This window comes from Streptomyces sp. NPDC102283 (assembly GCF_044766265.1).
In the GTDB taxonomy this organism is placed as follows: Bacteria; Actinomycetota; Actinomycetes; order Streptomycetales; family Streptomycetaceae; genus Streptomyces.
Genome location: NZ_JBIWLQ010000012.1, coordinates 128,312 through 148,864, shown reverse-complemented (window position 1 = coordinate 148,864; position 20,553 = coordinate 128,312). Strand labels below are relative to the sequence as shown.

The 20,553-nt window shown below is 72.7% G+C and carries 17 protein-coding genes; 7 read left to right on the top strand and 10 right to left on the bottom strand.

Annotation, left to right across the window (positions count from 1 at the left end; translation table 11 throughout):
- Positions 1–47: 47 nt before the first annotated feature.
- Complete coding sequence (gene trpS / locus ACIRJT_RS23930) at positions 48–1,172, bottom strand: tryptophan--tRNA ligase (RefSeq protein WP_403912343.1); 1,125 nt, start codon at positions 1,170–1,172, stop codon at positions 48–50.
- 534 nt (positions 1,173–1,706) lie between these two features.
- On the opposite strand from trpS, the gene ACIRJT_RS23925 reads away from it, so the two are divergent.
- The 4 genes from ACIRJT_RS23925 (at position 1,707) to ACIRJT_RS23910 (ending at position 7,855) form a co-directional block, all read left to right on the top strand.
- On the top strand, positions 1,707–2,798 hold the full coding sequence (locus ACIRJT_RS23925) for an LLM class flavin-dependent oxidoreductase (RefSeq protein WP_403912340.1): 1,092 nt from the start codon (positions 1,707–1,709) through the stop codon (positions 2,796–2,798).
- Positions 2,799–2,803: 5 nt separating this feature from the next.
- Positions 2,804–3,463: an FMN reductase gene (locus ACIRJT_RS23920; RefSeq protein WP_403912337.1), complete on the top strand. Its 660-nt coding sequence runs from the start codon at positions 2,804–2,806 to the stop codon at positions 3,461–3,463.
- 146 nt (positions 3,464–3,609) lie between these two features.
- The gene (locus tag ACIRJT_RS23915; protein WP_371624535.1) at positions 3,610–4,032 is read left to right on the top strand and encodes a universal stress protein; all 423 of its coding nucleotides are present in this window, start codon (positions 3,610–3,612) and stop codon (positions 4,030–4,032) included.
- Positions 4,033–4,147: 115 nt separating this feature from the next.
- Positions 4,148–7,855, top strand: a complete 3,708-nt coding sequence (locus ACIRJT_RS23910; protein ID WP_403912334.1) for an ATP-binding protein — start codon at positions 4,148–4,150, stop codon at positions 7,853–7,855.
- Between the two features lie 341 nt (positions 7,856–8,196).
- Here the strand turns inward: ACIRJT_RS23910 and ACIRJT_RS23905 are convergent, their stop codons facing one another.
- The 5 genes from ACIRJT_RS23905 to ACIRJT_RS23885 form a co-directional block, all read right to left on the bottom strand.
- The gene (locus tag ACIRJT_RS23905; RefSeq protein ID WP_403912331.1) at positions 8,197–9,477 is read right to left on the bottom strand and encodes a MerR family DNA-binding transcriptional regulator; all 1,281 of its coding nucleotides are present in this window, start codon (positions 9,475–9,477) and stop codon (positions 8,197–8,199) included.
- A gap of 129 nt (positions 9,478–9,606) precedes the next feature.
- Complete coding sequence (locus ACIRJT_RS23900) at positions 9,607–10,464, bottom strand: ABC transporter permease (RefSeq protein WP_403912329.1); 858 nt, start codon at positions 10,462–10,464, stop codon at positions 9,607–9,609.
- Positions 10,461–11,432, bottom strand: a complete 972-nt coding sequence (locus ACIRJT_RS23895; protein ID WP_403912326.1) for an ATP-binding cassette domain-containing protein — start codon at positions 11,430–11,432, stop codon at positions 10,461–10,463. The genes ACIRJT_RS23900 and ACIRJT_RS23895 overlap by 4 nt, the downstream gene beginning before the upstream one ends.
- A 70-nt stretch (positions 11,433–11,502) precedes the next feature.
- Positions 11,503–12,105, bottom strand: coding sequence for an NADPH-dependent FMN reductase (locus ACIRJT_RS23890; protein WP_403912323.1), 603 nt, complete (start codon positions 12,103–12,105; stop codon positions 11,503–11,505).
- Positions 12,106–12,289: 184 nt separating this feature from the next.
- Positions 12,290–12,697 (bottom strand): hypothetical protein, encoded by a 408-nt coding sequence (locus ACIRJT_RS23885; protein WP_403912320.1) that lies wholly within the window; start codon positions 12,695–12,697, stop codon positions 12,290–12,292.
- A 131-nt stretch (positions 12,698–12,828) separates the two neighbouring features.
- On the opposite strand from ACIRJT_RS23885, the gene ACIRJT_RS23880 reads away from it, so the two are divergent.
- Together ACIRJT_RS23880 and ACIRJT_RS23875 are read left to right on the top strand one after the other, a co-directional pair.
- Entirely contained in the window at positions 12,829–13,755 is a 927-nt protein-coding gene (locus ACIRJT_RS23880; RefSeq protein ID WP_403912317.1) for a hypothetical protein, read from the top strand.
- A gap of 60 nt (positions 13,756–13,815) precedes the next feature.
- Complete coding sequence (locus ACIRJT_RS23875; protein ID WP_403912314.1) at positions 13,816–14,061, top strand: DUF2630 family protein; 246 nt, start codon at positions 13,816–13,818, stop codon at positions 14,059–14,061.
- A 61-nt stretch (positions 14,062–14,122) separates the two neighbouring features.
- Here ACIRJT_RS23875 and ACIRJT_RS23870 read toward each other — a convergent pair whose 3' ends face one another.
- Positions 14,123–14,524: an RNA-binding S4 domain-containing protein gene (locus ACIRJT_RS23870; protein ID WP_403912311.1), complete on the bottom strand. Its 402-nt coding sequence runs from the start codon at positions 14,522–14,524 to the stop codon at positions 14,123–14,125.
- A 65-nt stretch (positions 14,525–14,589) separates the two neighbouring features.
- Positions 14,590–16,659, bottom strand: coding sequence for a PhoX family protein (locus ACIRJT_RS23865; RefSeq protein ID WP_403912308.1), 2,070 nt, complete (start codon positions 16,657–16,659; stop codon positions 14,590–14,592).
- A gap of 293 nt (positions 16,660–16,952) precedes the next feature.
- On the opposite strand from ACIRJT_RS23865, the gene ACIRJT_RS23860 reads away from it, so the two are divergent.
- Positions 16,953–18,638, top strand: coding sequence for a VWA domain-containing protein (locus ACIRJT_RS23860; protein WP_403912305.1), 1,686 nt, complete (start codon positions 16,953–16,955; stop codon positions 18,636–18,638).
- Here the strand turns inward: ACIRJT_RS23860 and ACIRJT_RS23855 are convergent.
- A complete protein-coding gene (locus ACIRJT_RS23855) occupies positions 18,572–19,855 on the bottom strand; it encodes a sensor histidine kinase (RefSeq protein ID WP_403912655.1) in 1,284 nt (427 codons plus the stop codon). The two genes, ACIRJT_RS23860 and ACIRJT_RS23855, sit on opposite strands and share 67 nt — an antisense overlap.
- Positions 19,855–20,508, bottom strand: a complete 654-nt coding sequence (locus tag ACIRJT_RS23850) for a response regulator transcription factor (RefSeq protein ID WP_032752670.1) — start codon at positions 20,506–20,508, stop codon at positions 19,855–19,857. Before ACIRJT_RS23850 ends, ACIRJT_RS23855 begins: the two co-directional genes overlap by 1 nt.
- Between the last annotated feature and the right edge of the window lie 45 nt (positions 20,509–20,553).

The window sequence follows — 20,553 nt, the reverse complement described above, 5'->3', positions numbered from 1 at the left end:
GGCCCGGCGACCGGTGTCCCGGTGGCAGCAGCGGCCCGGCCACCCGGCTACCTGAACGCGCCCATCGCCGCCCGCACCTCGTCCAGCGTGGCCTCCGCCAGCGCGTTCGCCCGCTCGTTGCCCGCGCGGAGCACCGACCGCACGTACGTCAGGTCCTTCGCGTACTCCGCCCGCCGGGCCCGGAAGGGGGCCAGGTGGCTGTTGACCGCGTCGGTCACCGTCCGCTTGAGAGCGGCGGCCCCGCCGTCGCCGATCTCCGCCGCGACCTCGTGCGGGTCGCGCTCCAGACAGAGGGCGGCCAGCAGCACCAGGGAGGAGACGTTCGGGCGGGTGTCGGGGTCGTAGGTGATGTGCCGGTCGGCGTCGGTGGTCGCGCCCTTGATGAGGCGGGCCGTCTCATCGGCGGTGGCGCCGAGCGGGACGGAGTTGGCCCGGCTCTTGCTCATCTTCGTGCCGTCCGTGCCGAGCAGCAGGGGTGCGGCGGAGAGCATGATCTCCGGTTGCGGGAAGACGTCGCCGTACCGCTCGTTGAAGCGGCGGGCGATCGTCCGGGTCACCTCCAGGTGGGGCGCCTGGTCCCGGCCGACCGGAACCAGATTTCCCTTGCAGGCCAGGATGTCGGCGGCCTGGTGGACCGGATAGGTGAGCATCAGCCCGCTGACCGTGGACTGCCGGGAGTGCGCGATCTCGTCCTTGACCGTGGGGTTGCGGTTCAGCTCCGCGACGGAGACGAGGCTGAGGAAGGGCAGCATGAGCTGGTTGAGCGCGGGGACGGCGCTGTGGCAGAAGACGGTGGACCGGGCGGGGTCGATACCGAGAGCCAGATAGTCCAGGAGCAGCCCGTCGGTGTACTCCCCCAGTCGCTCCGCGGTGTCCCGGTCGGTGATCACCTGGTAGTCGGGGATGAGGACGATGACGTCCACGCCGAGGTTCTGGAGGCGGACCCGGTTGAGCAGGGAGCCGAAGTAGTGGCCGAGGTGGAGGGGCCCGGTGGGGCGGTCCCCGGTGAGGACCCGGAAGCTGCCGGGGTCCTGGGCGATGCGGCGCTCCAGCTCGGCGCTGTGGAGCTCGGCGGGGGCGGGGACAGCCGAGGCGGGGGCCGTGCCGGTGGCGGCGGGCTCTGCGCCGGGAGCGGAGGGTGCGGGCACTGCGCCGGGAGCGGTGCTGGTCATGGGATCGGGTCTCTCCTCGCGTGGGTGATGCGTGGAGGACGGCCCCGCCGGTGAACGCCGCTGCGCTTCGTCTCCGTGTCCGCGCCGTACGAGGGCAGCGAAAAGGGCCGTCCATGTCGAACGGCCCTGGTTCCGTGCAGATGCAGTGGCCGCTCCTAGGAGGAACGCCACCAGTTTCGGCACAGGACGGAGGTCATGGGCCGAGTGTAGCGGCCACGGGCGCGGTGCGGAGGAGGTCCGCACCACTTCCGGGGCGTGCCCGCCCACGTGGGGGAGGAGCCTCGTTGCCGCCCTTCCGCTCGCTCACCGATCCGGAGTACGTGGCCCCCGGAAGGGCGCCGGGCCACGTGGGCAGGCAGGAACATGCGGGAGCATCCGGGCCGCGTGGAACATGCGGGAACAGCCAGGAATAGGCAGGAGGGGGGTCCCGTTGTAGGGTGTAGTTCAACGTTCAACCAAATCGGCCAGGGCTTCGGAACGGAGCTTCGGAACAGAGCTTCCGAACCACGGCCGGGACTCAGGAAGGCGGACGCCATGCAGTTCGGGATCTTCACCGTCGGGGACGTCACGACCGACCCGACCACCGGCCGGACCCCCACCGAGAACGACCGGATCAAGGCGACCCTGGCCATCGCGCAGAAGGCCGAGGAGGTCGGCCTGGACGTCTTCGCGACCGGCGAGCACCACAACCCGCCGTTCGTCCCGTCCTCCCCGACGACCACCCTCGGCTACATCGCCGCCCGCACCGAGAACCTCATCCTCTCCACCTCCACCACGCTGATCACCACCAACGACCCGGTGAAGATCGCCGAGGACTACGCCACCCTCCAGCACCTCGCGGACGGCCGCGTCGACCTGATGATGGGCCGGGGCAACACCGGACCGGTCTACCCCTGGTTCGGCAAGGACATCCGCCAGGGCGTTCCGATGGCCATCGAGAACTACGCCCTGCTGCACAAGCTGTGGCGCGAGGACGTCGTGGACTGGGAAGGCAAGTTCCGTACGCCACTCCAGTCCTTCACCGCCACCCCGCGCCCGCTGGACGGCGTCCCGCCGTTCGTCTGGCACGGCTCCATCCGCTCCCCCGAGATCGCCGAGCAGGCCGCGTACTACGGCGACGGCTTCTTCCACAACAACATCTTCTGGCCCATGGAGCACACGAGGAAGATGGTCGACCTCTACCGGCGCCGCTACGCCCACTACGGGCACGGCACCGCCGACCAGGCCATCGTCGGACTCGGCGGCCAGGTGTTCATGCGCAAGAACTCCCAGGACGCGGTACGGGAGTTCCGCCCGTACTTCGACAACGCGCCGGTCTACGGCCACGGCCCGTCCCTGGAGGACTTCACCCGCGAGACCCCGCTGACCGTGGGCTCCCCGCAGGAGGTCATCGAGAGGACGCTGACGTTCCGGGACGCGGTCGGCGACTACCAGCGCCAGCTGTTCCTGATGGACCACGCGGGGCTCCCGCTGAAGACGGTCCTGGAGCAGCTCGACATCCTCGGCGAAGAGGTCGTGCCGGTGCTGCGCAAGGAGTTCGCCAACCTGCGGCCGGCCGGAGTGCCGGAGTCCGCGCCCGTCCACCCGGCGGTCGCCGCCGCCCGGGCATCCGGAAAGGAGTCCTGACCCCGATGTTCGCCACCACCCCCCTGCGCCTCGTCGCCGTCTCGGCCGGGCTCAGCCAGCCGTCCTCCACCCGGCTGCTGGCCGACCGGCTGGCCGCCGCCGCCCGCGAGCGCCTCGCGGCCGAGCAGGACAGGAACGTCGAGGTCCAGGTCATCGAGGTCCGCGACCTCGCCGTGGACATCGCCCACCACCTGCTCAGCGGCTTCCCCTCGGCCACGCTGCGGGAGGCGCTCGACGCGGTGACGGAGGCCGACGGGCTGATCGCCGTGACGCCGGTCTTCACCGCCTCGTACAGCGGTCTGTTCAAGTCGTTCTTCGACCTGATCGACAACACCGCGCTGACCGGCAAGCCCGTCGTGATCGCCGCGACGGGCGGGACGGCCCGGCACTCGCTGGTCCTGGAGCACGCGCTGCGTCCGCTCTTCGCCTACCTGCGGGCCGTCACCGTGCCCACCTCCGTCTACGCGGCCTCGGAGGACTGGGGCTCCTCGGGCGACGAGTACACCGATGGCCTGCCGTCCCGGATCCGGCGCGCCGGCGGCGAGCTGGCCTCCGCGGTCCTGGGCCGTACGGTCTCCGGCGCCTCCCGGACCCCGGGCCTGGACGACGGGGAGGACGCGGTCGTCCCGTTCGAGCAGCAGCTCGCGGACCTGCGGCTGGACTGATGTCGTGGGGGCGGTTCACACCGACCCGCCCCCACTTGTCCGATGTGACTACAGTGAGATCAAAACGCTGTACACGCGGGACAGAACAGGACCGCGCCGTACGGACCTACCGGGCCGTACCGGGCTGTACCGAGCTGGAGGCAGATATGGGCAGGATCGTTGTGGGCGTCGACGGCTCCGACTCCTCGATCAAGGCGCTGCACTGGGCCGTGCGCCAGGCCGAGCTGACCGGCGCCACCGTGGAGGCCGTGAACAGCTGGGAGTACCCCGCCACCAGCTGGGCGTCGATGATGCCGGGCATGCCGGAGGACTTCGACCCGCAGGCCCTGGCCACCGTCTCCCTCACCGAGGCGCTGGAGGAGGCCCTCGGCGCCGAGGGGGCCGCCGCGGTCAGCAAGGTCGTGGTCATCGGCAATCCGGCCCAGGCCCTGCTCGACCGCGCCCAGGGCGCCGACCTGCTCGTCGTGGGAGCCCGCGGCCACACCGGCCTGAAGGCCACCCTGCTCGGCTCGGTCAGCCTCCACGTCACCCAGCACGCGCCGTGCCCGGTGACGGTCGTACGCGACTGAGCCCGCTCAGCGGTCGTACGCGGCCGAGCCATCGCAGCGGTCGCAGGCGGCCGAGCCCGCTCAGCGGTGAGACAACGGAGGGGCCGTTGTCAGTGGGTGCTCCTATCGTGTGGTCATGACCCCTGCTCTCTTCGGGCGCGACCACCCCGCAGGCGTCCTCCGCTCGGAGATCGCCCGGGCCACGGACAGCCACGGCGGTCTCGTGCTGGTCACCGGCGAGGCCGGGATCGGCAAGAGCACGCTCGTCACCGACGCCGCGCACGAGGCACGGCGGCGCGGGGCGCTGGTGGTCGGAGGTTCCTGCTGGGACTCGGACAACACCCCCGGCTACTGGCCCTGGGTCCAGATCCTGCGCGGCCTGCGCCGGTCCGCCACCGCGGCCGAGTGGGCAGCGGCCCAGGAGGCGTCGGACGGCCGGCTCGCCGTGCTCCTGGGCGACCCGGTCAGGGTCGCCATGGGCGGTACGGACGGCCCGGGGCCCACCACGCTTCCGGTTCCGGGGGCCGCCGGGGGCGCGGGTTCCGGCGGTCCGCGCGGCGAGCCCGGCACGGAAGCGGGCACGAGCCTCCCGGGTGGCGGTTCGCCGGAGGGGGCCGAGGCCTTCGGGCTCTTCGACGCGGTGACCACGGCCCTCGTCACGGTCTCCCAGAGCCGGCCGCTGGTGGTCGTCCTCGACGATCTGCACAGCTCCGACGCGGCCTCGCTGCGCCTGCTCGAATTCGCCGCCCAGCACGCCTGGTTCGAGCGGCTGCTGCTGATCGGCACCTACCGGGACGTCGAGGTGGAGGCCCCCGGGCACCCGCTCCAGCAGCTGATCCTGCCGTTGGTCTCGCGTGCTGCCGCGACCCTCACCCTGACCGGCCTCGGCCGGGACGAGGTGGGCGCGCTGATGACGGTGACGACGGGCCGAGAGCCCGGCCCGCAGCTGGTCGACGAGGTCCACCGGCGCACCGGCGGCAACCCCTTCTTCGTCGAGCAGACCGCCAGGCTCTGGCACAGCGGGAGCCCGGTCTCCACCATTCCGCCCGGCGTGCGGGAAGCGGTCCGCCGGCGGCTCGCCCTGCTGCCCGAGCCGGTCGTCTCCCTGCTGACCAGCGCCGCCCTGCTCGGCCGGGAATTCCGTCGGCAGGTCCTGGCCGTGGTGCACGGCTCGCCGGTCCCCCACGTGGACCGGCTGCTGGAGTCAGCCGTCGTCGCCCGTGTCGTCGTCCCCCGCCCGTCCGGCCGGTACGCCTTCGCCCATGACCTGCTGCGCGAGACGCTGTACGCCTCGCTGGACGACGCCGAGGCCCGTGAACGCCACGCCGCCGCCGTACGGTCCCTGGACGCGCACGGCGGTCTCGGCGACGCGGTGCGGCCCGGCGCCCTCGCCCGGCACGCCCACCTCGCCGGCGGTGCGCTGGACCGCGACCGCCGGATCGAACTGCTGCTGGCGGCCGCCCGGGACGCCTCGGGACGCCTGGCCGACGAGGAGGCCCTCGGCCATTACCGGCGTGCCCTCGCGGTGGCCTCCGGTGAGTCGCAGGATTCGGGTGCGCCAGAAGGTCCGGGGGGACCAGGGGAGCCGGAGGGGCGAGGAGGGCCAGGGGGGCCAAGAGGGCCAAGGGCGCCGCAGGAGTCGCAGGAGTCGCAGGAGTCTCCCGGAGGGGCCTGGGGAGTGGCGGCGTGCGGGCCGGGCGCGGCAGGCGGTACGGGCAGCGCGGACGCGGAGGGCCGGGGTCCGGACCTCCGGCGTGCCGCACTGATCGGTCTCGACCTCGCCGGACAGCTCCGGCACGCGGGAGAGACGGCCGAGGCGCAGCGGCTGCTGGACCGGTCGGTCGCCCTGGCCCGGGAGCTGGACGAACCGGAGCTGCTGGCCCGGGTGGCGATCACCCTCCACCGCGACGGCTCCCTGGGCGGCCGCGACGTGCCCACGATGGGACTGCTCGCCGAGGCCCACCGCAGGATCACCGGCAAGGAGGGCCAGGAGAGCCTCTCCGACGACCGGCTCGCCCAGGAGCTGGCCATCCACATCATGGCGCTGGCCCGGAGCGGCTCGGACGACGAGGCGCTCGCCTTCTCGCTCTGGGCACGCCACGACTCCGTGTGGGGCCTCGGCTCGGCGATGGAACGGCTGGAGCTCACCGACGAGATGACCGTCGTCGGCCGGCGCACCCAGCACCAGGACATGGAGCTGCACGCGACGTCCATGAGCTGGGTGGCACTGCTGGAGCTGGGCGACCCGGCCTTCCTCGACCAGTTCCGGACGTTCGTCCGGCTCGCCGAGCTGACCGAGATGCCCCGTTTCGCCCTGGGAATCGCCGTGGACACCAGCCTGATCGCCGCCCTTCAGGGCAGGTTCGCCGAGGCGACCACCGCGCTGGAGGACGACGCGCTCGACCCCGAGCACAACGACCACGTGGCCTTCGGCTTCATGGGGCACCACCTGCGCTGGGCGCTGCATCTGCTCCAGGGGCACTTCGCCGAGGCCGAGGAGGCCCTGGGCGAGCTTCCGGGCTCCGGGTATCCCTACCCCGGGCTGCTGGAGGCGGTCACCGCGGTGGAGCAGGGCGACGCCACACCCGCGCTGCGCCTGATCGCCGAACACGCGGACCCCGACGCCCCCTATCCGCGGGCGTTCATGCCGCTGTGGCTCCGGCTGCTGGCCCAGACGGCCGCGATCACGGGCGACCCGCGGCTCATCACCCGCGCGGAGGACGAGCTGACGCCCTACACGGGCCAGTGGATCGTCTCGCTGTACGGGTGCGACATCGGCGGCCCCGTCGACCTCTGGCTCGGCATGCTCGCCGCCGCGCGCGACGACCAGGACACGGCGGTGGCGGCGCTCACGGAGGCCGCCGCTTCGTCGGACCGCCTCGGCGCCCGCCCCTGGGCCGTACGCGCCCGGCTGTGCCTGGCCCGCTCCCTGCTCGCCCGCGCCGACACGGCAGGTGCCGGGATGACCGGGGCCGGGGCGACCGGGGCCGGTGACGCCGGGCAGGCCCGTCGGCTGCTCGGTGAAGTGGAGCGGGAGGCAGGTGAGTTGGCCTTGGCCCACATGGTGGCCGAGGCCGCGGCCCTCCGCACGCCCCCGCCCATCACGGCTGCCCGTACCGCTACGGCGATCGACGCCTCCGCCGCCTCTCGCCTCGCCACCACCGCCTCCGCCACCACCGCCTCCGGTCCCGCCGTCTCGCGGACCCAGGACCCGGTCGCGGCTCCGGACCGGAGCACGGCCGGCGTAGCGGCGGAGGCGGCGGCCGGGTCGTCATCGGCCGGGGGCCGGGCCGGGCCGCCCGCCGAGTTCCGGCGGAACGGACCGGTGTGGCAGCTGCGTTGGGACGGGGTGACCGTGCACGTCCCGGACGCCAAGGGCCTGCGGGACCTGCACAGTCTGCTGGGGCTGCCCGGCGCCGACGTCCCGGCCGTCCGGCTTCTCGCGCCCGAGGGCGGGGACCTCGTCGTCGCCGCCGGGCAGCTCGGCGGCGATCCGGTGCTCGACGATGAGGCCAAGCGCCGCTACAAGGAACACCTGGCCCGGCTGGACGCCGAGATAGACCGGGCCGCCGCCCGGGACGACGTCCGGGGGGTCGAGAAGTACGACCGGGAGCGGCAGGCCCTCCTCGACCAGCTGCGCACCGCGGCCGGGCTCGGCGGCCGGACGCGTCGGCTGGGCGACCAGACCGAGCGGGCCCGCAAGACGGTCACCGCCCGCATCCGCGACACCCTGCGCAAGCTGGACACCCTGCACCCCGCGCTGGCGGCCCACCTGAAGGCCTCCGTCACGACCGGGACCACCTGCGCCTACCGCCCCGACCGCGCCCCCGACTGGCGACTCTGACCCGCACCCCCCGGCCTCCCGGAACACCCCGGGGCCCCGGCAACGCCCACCGGAACACCAGGACTGCCCGACCACGCCTCCCGGCGCGCCCGGGGCCCGGCCGCGCCCTCGGAGCGCCAGGCCTGCCTGCCCGGCCTCCCGTGACGCCGGCCCGCGACCGGCCCTCCCGGAAGCCCCGTTCCGGCCCACCGGAACGCCGGCCCTGCCCTGCCCTGCCCTGCCCCTACTCCTGCCCCGGCAGCCCGGACAGCCGGCCCCACCGCGTTCCCCCCACACCCTGGCCTCCCTGGCCGCCCCGGAGACCTCCGGCCGCCGCCCGTCCCCGCCACCCGCCCGTGCCGCTACTCCTCGGCACAGACGTCGACGTCGGCGACGACACACGCCACGTTGTCGGGTCCGCCCGCCTCGCGGGCCAGGCCGACCAACCGGCGTACGCCCTCCTCCGGGTCCTCCGCCGCGATGACCGCCGCCCTCAGCTCCGCCTCGTCCACCACCGCGGACAGCCCGTCCGAGCAGAGCAGATAGCGGTCCCCGGCCATCGCCTCCCGCAGGCGGACGTCGGGGCGGCACGCCACGGCGACCGGGGTGGACCGCGTCTCCCCGACCAGCGCCTTCAGCAACAGCGCGGGCCCCGGGTGGGAGGCCGCCTCCTCCGGGCTCAGCGAACCGTCGTCGATCATCGACTGGACCAGGCTGTGGTCATGCGTGATCCGGAACAGCTCCCCGCCGCGCAGCAGATAGGCCCGCGAGTCCCCGATGTGCACGAGCCCGAGCCGCGACCCGGTCCACAGCATCGCGGTGAGCGTGGTCCCCGAGCCGTCCGGGGCCGCACAGGGCGCGACCGCCTCCCGGACCGCCCGCGAAGCGGAATCCGCCGTGTCCTCCAGGGCGTTCAGCAGGTCAGCCGCGGACAGCGCACCGTCCCGGGCGCCCCACGCGGAGGGCTTGAGCGCCTCGATCGCGGCAGCGCTCGCCTCCGCACCGCCCTCCCCGAAGCCGTCGGCGACCGCCAGCAGCCCGGGCCCCGCGAACGCCGCGTCCTGGTTCGTCGTACGCACCGCCCCGGCATCGGTCAGCGCGGCCCACCGGATCGCGAGCGGCACCGCCCCCGGCCCGCCCGACGCCCCGGCCCCGCCCGGGCTCCCCCCATACGCCGCGCCGTCGGCCTCCCCCGTGCCGGCCGTGCTGCCGGTGCTCCCCGTGTTGCCTGTACTGCCGGTGTTGCCTGTACTGCCGGTGCGTGCCATGGCCCTGCCCTCCGCTGACAGATGGTCGACGAGGTACATCGCCAGATCGCGCCGGGCCGCCGTCTCGGCCTCCACCCGCGCCCAGTAGGCCCGGATCTCCACGGCCGCGGCGCCCGCGTCGAGCGCCACGACCCGGCCGATCCGGCTCAGGGGCATGCCGATCCTGCGCAGCCACGCCACGAGCCGGGCCCCCTCCGCCTGCGCCGGGTCGTAGTACCGGTAACCGTTCACCGGATCGACCAGGACGGGCCGGAGCAGCCCCAGCTCGTCGTAGCGCCGGAGCGCCTTGGCGGAGAGCCGGGACAACCGGGCGAACTCCCCGATCGTCACCAGCTCTCCGCTCGCGTCGCCCACCACACGGCCTTCGCGTTCCACCCCGTACCTCCTCGTACCGGACGCCTTCCGCCCGGCCCCACCGATGCTGGGGCTTCCCCTGCGGGGAAGGTCAAGGACGCACGGCGGATACGTCCGCGACGCACGGGCGGCGGCCATGCCCGCCGCAGGTCACTTCCGGTTGTAGAGCCGCATCGTCACCGCGCCGAAGACCACCATGAGCACCCCGGCCCAGCCCAGCGTCCAGGCGATGTCGGAAGCCGGCCAGTTGCCCGCCATCAACTCACGGACCGCCGTGGCGAGATGGGTGACCGGGCTGTTGTTCACGAAGGCCTGGAGCCAGCCCGGCATCGTCTTCGGGTCGACGAAGACATTGCTGAGGAACGTCAGCGGGAAGATCACCATCATGCTGACGCCCATCACCGACTTCTCGGAGCGCAGCAGCAGCCCGAACATCGTCCAGATCCAGGAGAACGCGAACGAGAACACGACCAGCAGGACGACACCGGCCAGCACGCCGAGCACGCCGCCGTCCGGGCGGAACCCGATGATCATGCCGATGGCGAGCATCACCGCCGACGCCAGCAGATAGCGCAGGACGTCGCCGAGCAGATAGCCGACCATGGGAGCGGGCCGCCAGATCGGCAGCGTGCGGAACCGGTCGAAGACGCCCTTGGCGATGTCCGTGTTCACCGCGATGCCCGTGTACATCGTGATCATCACGACGCTCATCACCATGATGCCGGGCAGCAGGAACTGGATGTACTCCTCCGTGGAGCCGGCCAGCGCCCCTCCGAAGAGGTACGTGTACATCAGGACCAGCATGATCGGGAAAGCCGTCACATCGAAGAGCTGTTCCGGCACATGCTTGATCTTCAACATGGCGCGCCAGCCGAAGGTCATCGACGCCGACAGGGCACTGGGCCTCGGCGGGCGCTCCTGGCCCACCAGGAGTGCCGAGAGTCGCTCCTGGTCCGGCGCGGCGAGCTCGACGCCCTCCAGCTCCGTCTTGGCGGTCGCGGTGCTCATGCCGCCACTCCCTTCTTGTCCGTGAGTGCGAGGAAGACCTCGTCGAGGCTGGGCTGTCCCAGCGAGAAGTTGTCGACCGTGATGCCGCAACGCGCCAGCTCTGCCAGGGCACGCCCGGCCTGCTCCGCGGCCCCCTGCTCGGTGCTCTGGCCGTCGACCCGTGCGGTCAGCGCCACCGGGTCCGCGTCCAGCTGGACCTCCGTGTCCAGCGCGAGCGCCAGCACCTGCTGCGCCTCGGCCCGCTGACCGCCGTCCCGCAGCCGCAGATGGACGGTCCCGGAGCCGACGGACGCCTTGAGCTCGCCCTTCGTTCCCTCGGCGATGACCTTGCCGTGGTCGATCACCGCGATACGGGAGGCCAACTGGTCGGCCTCGTCCAGATACTGGGTGGTCAGCAGGACCGTGGTGCCGTGGGCGACGACCGCCCGCACGATGTCCCACACCTGGTTGCGGCTGCGGGGGTCGAGTCCGGTGGTCGGCTCGTCCAGGAACAGCACGTCCGGGGTGTTCAGGATGGACGCGGCGATGTCGATGCGCCGCCGCATGCCTCCCGAGTAGTTCTTCACCTGCTTGCCCGCCGCGTCGCTCAGCCCGAACCCTTCGAGCAGCTGGGCCGCCCGGTCGCGGGCCGCCGGCTTGGAGTGGCCGAGCAGGCGGGCGAGCAGGACGAGGTTCTCCGACCCGGTCAGGTCCTCGTCGACCGAGGCGTACTGCCCGGTCAGGCTGACCCGGCTGCGGACCGCGTCGGCTTCCTTCACGACGTCCTTGCCGAACACCCGGGCCGTGCCGCCGTCGGGGCGCAGCAGGGTCGCGAGCATGCGGACGGCGGTGGTCTTCCCGGCTCCGTTGGGTCCGAGGACGCCGTAGACGGTGCCGGTGGGGACGGCGAGGTCGATGCCGTCCACCGCACGGTTGTCGCCGAAGACCTTCACCAGCCCCGTGGTCTCGATGGCCAGTTCAGTGCTCATGATCCATTCCTTGTGGGTCGTCGTGCGGGTCGTCGGAGGAGGTCGGTGATCCGTGTCCGGTTCCGGGAGCTCATGAGACGTACGGGCGGACGGCGCGTGCGTCCCGCAGGGCCCGGCCCCACCAGCCGAGCTGGTCGAGCATCAGCCCCACGGACCGGTCCCGGCCGGTGTCGCCGGGATGCCCGTCCAGCGGCTGCCGGAGGAAGTCGAGTGCGACCCCGTTCCTCAGGGTCACCGTGTGCAGCTCGGTCAAGACCGAACGCAGCTGCTCCACGGCGTACAGGCCGGCGGAACCGTGTCCGTAGCTCACGAAAGCGACCGGCTTGGTCTGCCACTCCTCGTAGGCGAAGTCGATGGCCTGTTTCAGGGAGGCGGGGAACGAGCGGTTGTACTCCGGGGTGACCACGACGAAGGCCTCGGCCCTGGCGATCTCCTGGGTGAACTCCGTCATCTGCCCGGTCGCTCGCCCCGGATAGTGCACGGGGAAGTCGTAGTCGGCGAGATCCAGCACGGCGAGATCGAGCTCGCTCCGGTCCTGGGCCCGCTCCATGAACCAGCGGCCGACCGCATCGCCGACGCGGCCCTCGCGGGTGCTGCCGATGATCACCGCGACACGCAGCGGAAGGCTGCTTCCCGCGTCCCGGCCCTCGTCGTCGCTCTCGTCCGTAGTCATCGCTCGCCCTCCTCCCGCGACCTCCGCCGCCCACCGGGCCTCCCGGACCTCCCGTCCGGCCCGGCCCGTTCCGCTCCCTCACCTCTTGGGCGCCAGACGCGGGGGCGCGGCCGCCAGATTGAATCTGGCGGCCGCGCACACGGTCGGTGAAGCCCGGATCCCGGTCCCGAACAGCGGACGGGATTCAGGTCTCCCGCGTGTAGAGGACGTAGAACGAGACGCAGAGGACGCCCGCCCCGACCACCAGACCCAGAGCGGTCGACCTCAGCACGCTGGTGTCGGTGAGGCTCACCAGGAAACCGATGGCACACGCGGTCAGCGCGCCGTACACGGCTGCCCGCAGCTCGCGCGGCAGCGAGCGCTGGATACGGCCCACCGCGAAGCAGAGGACCGCCAGAGCGACACCGGAGACGAGCCCGAGCAGGACCTGCCCGCCGGTGCTCGGGCCGCCGTCGCGGCGGATGAACGCCGCGTAGAACCCGTAGACCACGCCCAGCACGAGGGGCAGGGCCCAGGCGAGCGGGGTGTGGTGGCGGGTCCGCGCATGCGCGCGGGAACCACTTCGGCCGGGCATGGCTGCGTGTGTGGCCATCGCGGACAGCTCCTTCCGTCGCCCCCGTCGCACGCCCCCGTCCCTCCAGAGCACACCCGACCGCGCCGCCCGGCAACTCGAATGGCGTACGGCCCGGAGCGGCCCGGCCCCGTACGGGATTCCCTGGAGGAGTGCGGACCTCTTCCTCGGCTACCTCGGCGACCTCATCGACCTCGGCGACCACCGCCACCGCGGCCACCGCGGTCTTCTCGGCGGTCCTGCTCGTCCTCCTCGCCGTCCTCGTGCCGTTGAGCGCGCTCTCCGCCTGGGTCGACCTGGAGATCGACGACACCGACCGGTACGTCGCCGCCGTGTCGCCGCTCTCCTCCGACCCGGCGGTGCAGAGCACCGTCGCGGACCTGGTCACCGAGGAGGCGATGCGGCAGACCGACCTCGGTCCGCTCCAGGACACGGTCCGGGAGTTCCTGCACGAGACCGTCCGGTCGTTCACCACCACCGAGCCCTTCCGGAACGCTTGGGACACCGCGAACCGCGCCGCCCACGAAGCGGTGGCGGCCGCCCTGGACGGCGACAGCGGCGAGGCCGTGACGATCGATCTGGCCCCGGTGATCGACCAGGTCAAACAGGACCTGGTACGCGACGGCGTGCCGTTCGCCGACCAGATCCCGGTCGAGCGGACGGAGATCACCGTGCTCGGCCCCGATCAGGCCGACGACCTCAGGAGCTCGTTCCGCTGGCTCCGCTACTGCAGCATCTGGCCGGCCGTGGCCACGCTGGTGTTCCTCGTCCTGGTGGTGGGCATCGCCACCGTACGTCGAGGACTGCGGGCCGGGTTGTGGGCCACCGCGGCCGTGGGCGCCGGGTTCGTGCTCGGTGCGATCGCGCTCCACGTCCTGGTCGCGGTCGGCCGCGGCCGGGCGCTGGACGAGGTGCCGGACAGCGACCGGGACGCGGCAGCCGCCGTGGTCGACGCCCTGACCGCCTCGCTGCGGACCACGGTGTGGGTGGTGCTGGCGGTCGGTGCGGCCCTGCTCGTGGGGGCAGTGCTGGCCCGGGTGCTCCTGCGGAGCAGACGGTCCGCGGCCGACGTGCGATGAGGCGTCGCCGGGGTGAGAGTGGGATCCGTGCCCGCCACCGAGCGACCCGGGAGAGGCGTCATGGCCGACCGCGACATCTTCGAGAACATCGACGACCTGGTCTCCGAGGAGCGCGACCTGCGCGACCGCTCCGTGGCGAAGATGGGTCTGTCCACGGAGGAGAAGGCCCGGCTGCGGGCGGTGGAGGTCCAGCTCGACCAGTGCTGGGACCTGCTGCGCCGGCGGCGGGCGCTCAGCGAGTACGGCGAGGACCCCTCGACGGCGAAGGTCCGCCCCGCCGACGAGGTGGAGGGGTACCAGAGCTGACCAGGGGCGGCCGGGGCGGGCGGCCGGCCCGGTGTTTCACGTGAAACACCGCGTGGCGGCCTCAGCGCTCCGGCGGGTGCCCCTGGAGGCGTTCCATCTCCCGGCGGTCGCGCTTGGTCGGACGGCCCGTGCCCCGGTCCCGTACGGGGACCTGGATCGCGATCTCGCGGGGCGGCGGGGGCGGACTGTTGTCGACGAAGCACTCCACGGCCACCGGCGGGCCGACCCGCTTCTTCACGATCTTCGAGACGACGACCACCCGGTCCCGCCCCGCGTGCCGGAGCCGCACCTCGTCGCCGACGCGCACGGCCTGCGCGGGCTTGGCCCGCTCGCCGCCGACCTTCACGTGTCCTGCCCGGCAGGCGGCGGCCGCCTGGGCACGGGTCTTCGTCAGCCGGACCGACCAGATCCACACGTCGACCCGGACGCTTCCCTCCGCCTGCGGCGCGTCACCGGAAACCATGGGTCCGACTGTAATGCGGACCGGGTGGTGGGCGGGCGGCAATAAGGCCGCCCGCCCACCGGACCTCACACGCCGATGTCGCGCCCGTCCCTGCGCCAGACGGCGACGACGGAGGGACGCACGATCTTGCCCGGGCCGTCGGGCCAGACACTCGCCGGCTTCTCGACGGAAGCTCCGTCGATCTCGCCCGGGTGCTGGACCGCGACCAGCACCCGGCGGTCCTGGATGACCGGACCGCAGGTCTCGGCCCCGGCCGGGACGGTGAGGAACTGCTTCAGTTCGCCGCGCCGGTCACCGTGGGTCGCCACGCCGAACAGCCCGTCGTGCGAGCCGAGCGCGTTGCCGTCCGTGGAGATCCACAGGTTGCCATGGGCGTCGAACGCCACGTTGTCCGGGCAGGAAATGGGGCTGACGTTCTCCTTGGGAAAGCCGGAGAAGTACGTCGCCGGGTCGTCCGGGTCGCCCGCCACGAGGAACAGTCGCCAGGCGAAACCGTCGCCCGCCGGGTCGTCCCAATTCTCCGCGAGCTCCAGGATCTGCCCGTGCTTGTTGCTGTTGCGCGGGTTCGCCTCGTCCGCGCCGGGCTTGCCCGCCTTGCCGCGGTCCGAGTTGTTGGTGAGCGCGACGTAGACGCGGCCGGTGCGCGGCGAGGGCTCGACGTCCTCGGGGCGGTCCATCTTGGTCGCGCCGACCTTGTCACCGGCGAGGCGCGTGTAGACGTACACCTCGTCGGCGGTCATGCCGGGCACGTGCGAGGTGGTTCCGGTGGCCAGCGGGATCCAGACGCCGCTCCCGTCGAACTCCCCGTCGTTGGGGAGCTTTCCGGTGCCGTCGATCTCGGTGACCGGCGAGTCGCCGCTCAGCTTGGCGACGTACAGGGTGCCCTCGTCCAGCAGCGTCAGGTTGTGCTCGCGGGCGGCCCGCGAGTTGCCCTTCTTCATCCGCTTGCTGGAGACGAACTTGTAGAGGTAGTCGAACTTCTCGTCGTCGCCCATGTAGACGACCGGGCGGCCGTCGGAGGTGAGCCGCGGCTGTGCCGCCTCGTGCTTGAACCGGCCCAGCGCGGTCCGCTTGCGCGGGGTGGAGTCCGGGTCGTACGGGTCGAGTTCGACGACCCAGCCGAAGCGGTTGGCCTCGTTGGGCTCCTTCGCCAGGTCGAACCGGCGGTCGAACCGCTCCCACTTGCGCTCGGTGGCGCTCGTGCCGATCCCGTACCGCTTGTGCATGTCGGTGGTGCCGTTGGCGAAGTACTGGTTGAAGTTCTCCTCGCCGTGCAGCGTGGTGCCCCACGGAGTGGTGCCGCCCGCGCAGTTGTTGAGGGTGCCGAGCACCTTGCGGCCGGACCGGTCCGCGGAGGTGCGCAGCAGGGTGCTCCCGGCGGCCGGGCCCGTCATGCGGAACTCGCTGGTAGCGGTCAGGCGGCGGTTCAACGGGTGCCGGTTGACCGGCCCCAGCTTGCCGGTGCGGTGCTCCTCCTGGACGACGACCACGGAGAGTCCGTGCGCCGCCCAGGCGATCTCCACCTGCTCACGGGTCGGGTTGGCCGGATCGTAACCGCGGAACATGAGGATCTCGTCCGTGTACTCATGGTTCGCGACCATGACCTGCCGGCCGCGCTCGCCGCGCAGCGGGAGCAGGGAGAGGAAGTCGTTGTTGTAGCCGAACTGGCCGGCCTGGGCCTTCGCCGTCTGCTTGTCCGGGTTGAAGGCGGGCGCGCCGCGCAGGATCGGCTCGCCCCAGCGGATCACCACGTTCTGGGCGTACCCGTCGGGGACGGTGACCTTGTCGTCCTTGTTGGGAGCGACCGGCGAGAACCGCAGGCCACGCGCACCGGACGGGGCCGGTTTGTGGGGGTGGCCCGGTTTGTGGCCGTGCCCGGCGAGCGCGGCGGCCTCGGCCTGCGGGGCGCTCGGGCCGCCCAGGGCCGCGGTGCCGGCGGCGGTGGCGACGGTGACCACGGCGGCGGCGCGCATCATCGAACGGCGCGACACGGCACCGGCGATGATGTCGCCGGCGTACTCGTTGTCGCTGTTGTTGGGCGTCTCCTTGAAGCAGGCGTCCCCACAGCGGAAGCGGCAGGTCAGCGCGGAACGCCCACCCGGATGCGAGCTGATGAACGGCAGCAGATTGCGCACGTGGATTCCCTCCGTCTGGTGTCGTGCGTGACGGTATGTGTGCCTCCACGCGGTCCGAGGGACTCCCGGTGAACGGCGGGTGAAGTCCGGGCCACCGCTGTTCCCTTGCGGGCCGTCGGCGGACACCGTGGCGGACTCGGCCCGGGAACGGTTTCGGCTCGGTTGACGCAGGGGTGGGCCGCACCGGCGAACGGCCGGATCCGGCCGCTAACCTTACGTATCCGTCCTGGCCAGGGATGAATACATCCAGGTCGGACATTCACCGCACCCAACTCATGCGAAAGGCCTCGCCCATGGGCATTCGGAGCTTGCTGCGTAAGGTGTTCGGCCGCACGGAGCAGGACGAGCCGACCACGGCCACCGTCCCGCCCCAGGCCGAGCGCGTTCAGCCCAAGGAGACGGAGTCGGAGACCACTTCGGCGGCCGAGCCCGCGGCGGAGCCGAAGGCGTCGATCCCGGCCCCGGCCTCGCCCTCGTCCCTCTCCGCCTCCTCCGCCTCCTCCACCGCGTCCACCGCGTCCACCGCGTCCTCGGCGTCCTCGGCGGAGACGCCGTCCGCCGCGTCCACGGTTTCCCCCACCACCGGCTCCACGGAGCGTGACGGCTCGCTGGCCGCCGACCTGGTGGCGGAGGCCTTCGACAAGGCTGCCGCCACGCCGACGTCGCCGACCGTCCCCGCGCAGAAGTCGGCCCCGGAGGACGCTCCGAAGGCGGAGAAGCCCACGGCGGTCAGGGAGCCGGTGACCGCCGAGGAAGCCGTCACGTCGGAGGAGCCGGTGGTCGCCGAGGCTCCCGCCGAGGCCGTCGAGGAGCCCGTCAAGGCCGAGGTGCCCGAGCCGACGCCGACGCCGGAGCCGATCACGATCGACCTCGACGTCGACGAGGCCCCGGAGCCCGCTCCGGAGTCGAAGGCCGAGCCGGAGCCGGGAGCGGAGACGGAGACGGCAGCTTCAGCGGAAGCCGCCCCCGAAGCGGAGGCCAAGGCCCCTGAGACCGCCCCCGAGGCACCTCGGTCCGCCCCCGCCGAGGCTCCCGAGACCCCCAAGGTCCCCGAGGCCTCAGCGGCACCGGTAGCCACAGAGGCACCGGAGGCCACAGAGACGCCGACCATCACGGAGATGTCGGCCGCCCCGGCCGCCCCGGAGCCGGTCGTCACCGCACCCGAGCCCACGCCGACGCCGGAGCCGGTCATTACCGCCCCGGAGCTGGTCACCGCCGCACCCGAGCCGGTCACCGCCGCACCGGAGCCCGTCGCCCCGGAGGCCATCACCCCCGAGGCCGCCCCGGGCAAGCCCGCCACCACGCTCGCGCGGGTCAAGTCGCGTGCTCCTCAGCTCGTCGCCCCGTACAAGGCGGCGCAGACAGCGCTCAAGGCACACGGGCTGACCGGGCTCCGCGCCCGCGTCTACCTGGTGCTCGACCGCTCGGGCTCGATGCGGCCGTTCTACAAGGACGGCAGCGCCCAGCACCTGGGCGACCGGACGCTCGCGCTCGCCGCACACCTGGACGAGGACGCCTCCGTGCCGGTCGTCTTCTTCTCGACGGACATCGACGGCACCGGGTCCATCGAGCTCTCCGGCCACGAAGGCCGCGTCGACGAGCTGAACGCGGGCCTCGGCCGGCTGGGCCGGACGCACTACCACCGTGCGGTCGAGGAGGTCGTCGCGCACTACGAGAAGTCGGGGGCCACCGGTCCGGCGCTCGTGATCTTCCAGACGGACGGCCCGCCGGACGCCAAGCAGGCCGCCCGGCAGGCGCTCGCGGAGGCGGCGCGGCTGCCGCTGTTCTTCCAGTTCGTCGCCTTCGGCGAGCAGGACGCGAAGGGCTTCGACTTCCTGCGGAAGCTCGACGCCCCGAACAGCGGCTTCTTCCACGCCGGACCGGCGCCCCGCGAGATCACGGACGCCGAGCTCTACCGCGAGATCCTCGCCGGGCTGCCGGCCTGGACCGCCGAGCGCGCGGCCGGCTCCGGGGCCTGATCGACCGGCAGCCGTACGGTCACGGCGAGACCGCCGCCCTCCGGGCCCGGTCTCGCCGTGACCGTACCGCCGTGGGCCACCGCGATCGACCGGACGATCGAAAGCCCGAGACCCGACCCCGGGCCCATCCGGTCCCGGCCCTCGCCCCGCCGGAACGGCTCGAAGAACCCAGCGATATCGCCCTCCGAGACCTCCGGTCCGGTGTTGCGCACGAGCAGCGCCCCCTCCCCGGTCAGCGAGACCTCCACCGAGCCGCCCGGCACGTTGTACGTGACCGCGTTGGCCAGCAGGTTCGCCACCAGCTGGGCGAGCAGCAGCCGGTTGCCGCGCACGGAGCAGGCAGCCACCACGACGTTCACGGCCGGACCGCCGCCCTCCGCTCCCCGGCCACCCGGACCGCCGCTCGCGCCCCGTACCGCCGGACGGCGGGCCGCCTCCTCCCTGACCACGTGGTCGAGACGGACCGCCTCTCGCTCGTCCGAGGCCAGCCCCCGTTCGCTGCGGGCCAGCACGAGCAGCCCCTCGATGAGCCGCTCGCTGCGCCGGTTGGTGTCCAACAGGGTCTGCCGGGTGCGCACGAGGTCCTCGGGGGACGGGTCGTCCAGGCCGATCTGGATCGCGGCGCGCTGGGTGGCCAGCGGGGTTCTCAGCTCGTGCGAGGCGTTCGCGATGAATCTCTGCTGGCTGTCGAACGCCTTCTCCAGCCGGGCCAACAGCGCGTCCAGCGTCTCGCCCAGCTCCTTGAGCTCGTCGTCGGGCCCGGTGGGCGCCATCCGCTCGTGGAGGGTGTGCGCGGAGAGCCGGCGGGCCTTCTCGGTCATGTCGTGGATGGGGCGCAGCACCCGCCCGGCGGTCCACCAGCCGACCGCGACCGCGCAGCCCGTCATCACGAGCAGGGCGGCGATCGACCAGTACAGGAGCTGTTGCCCCGCCGCGTTGCTGACGTTGTCGGTGAGGTCGTAGACGGTGGGCGGCCCCAGGTGCCGGCGGGAGATCAGCGGACCGTTCACCGCGTAGCCGGGCTGGGCGACCGCGGCGGACGAGGCGATGGAGCGCGCCTCGGTCTCCGTGCCGGCGCGGGAGGCCAGGTTGACGGTGGCCAGCAGGGCGGTGCCGAGCACCAGGAAGACACCGCCGTACACGAGGGCGATCCGGGTCCGGATCGTCGAGTGCGGCAGCTTCGAGGCGTCCACCAGCCGCCGCAGGGACGGCCGCATCACAGGGCGTACCCGACGCCCTGCACGGTGCGGATCAGCGCGGGCTCGCCGAGCTTGGCGCGGAGCTTGCTCATACAGACGCGCACGGCCCCCGTGAACGGGTCGGCGTTGGCGTCCCAGGCCCGCTCCAGCAGTTCTTCCGCGCTGACCGTGCCTCCGTCGGCCTCCAGGAGCAGTTGCAGCACGGTGAACTCCTTCGGCGAGAGGTCCAGATCCCGGCCGTCGCGGAGCGCGGAGCGCCGTACGGTGTCCAGCCGGATGCCGTGCCGCTCCAGCTGGGGCGGTACGGGTCGGGCGCTGCGCCGGCGCAGGGCGCGCACCCGGGAGACCAGCTCGGGGAATTCGAACGGCTTGGCCACGTAGTCGTCGGCCCCCAGATCGAGCCCGGCGACCCGGTCCTCCATGGTGCCCGAGGCGGTGAGCATCAGGATCCGGGTGCGGGAGCCGGAGGCGACCAGGCGGCGGGCCACGTCGTCCCCGTGCACCCGGGGGAGGTCGCGGTCGAGCACGACGACGTCGTAGTCGTGCAGGCCGAGGTAGGCGAGGGCCGCGTCCCCGCTGTACACCGTGTCGACCGCGAAGCCGGCCCGGCGCAGTCCGGTGGCGACCAGCTCCGCGAGGATCTCCTCGTCCTCGGCGACCAGTACCCGCATGGTGATGTCCCCTGCCTCGTGCACGCTTGTCCGCTCCCTCCCAGG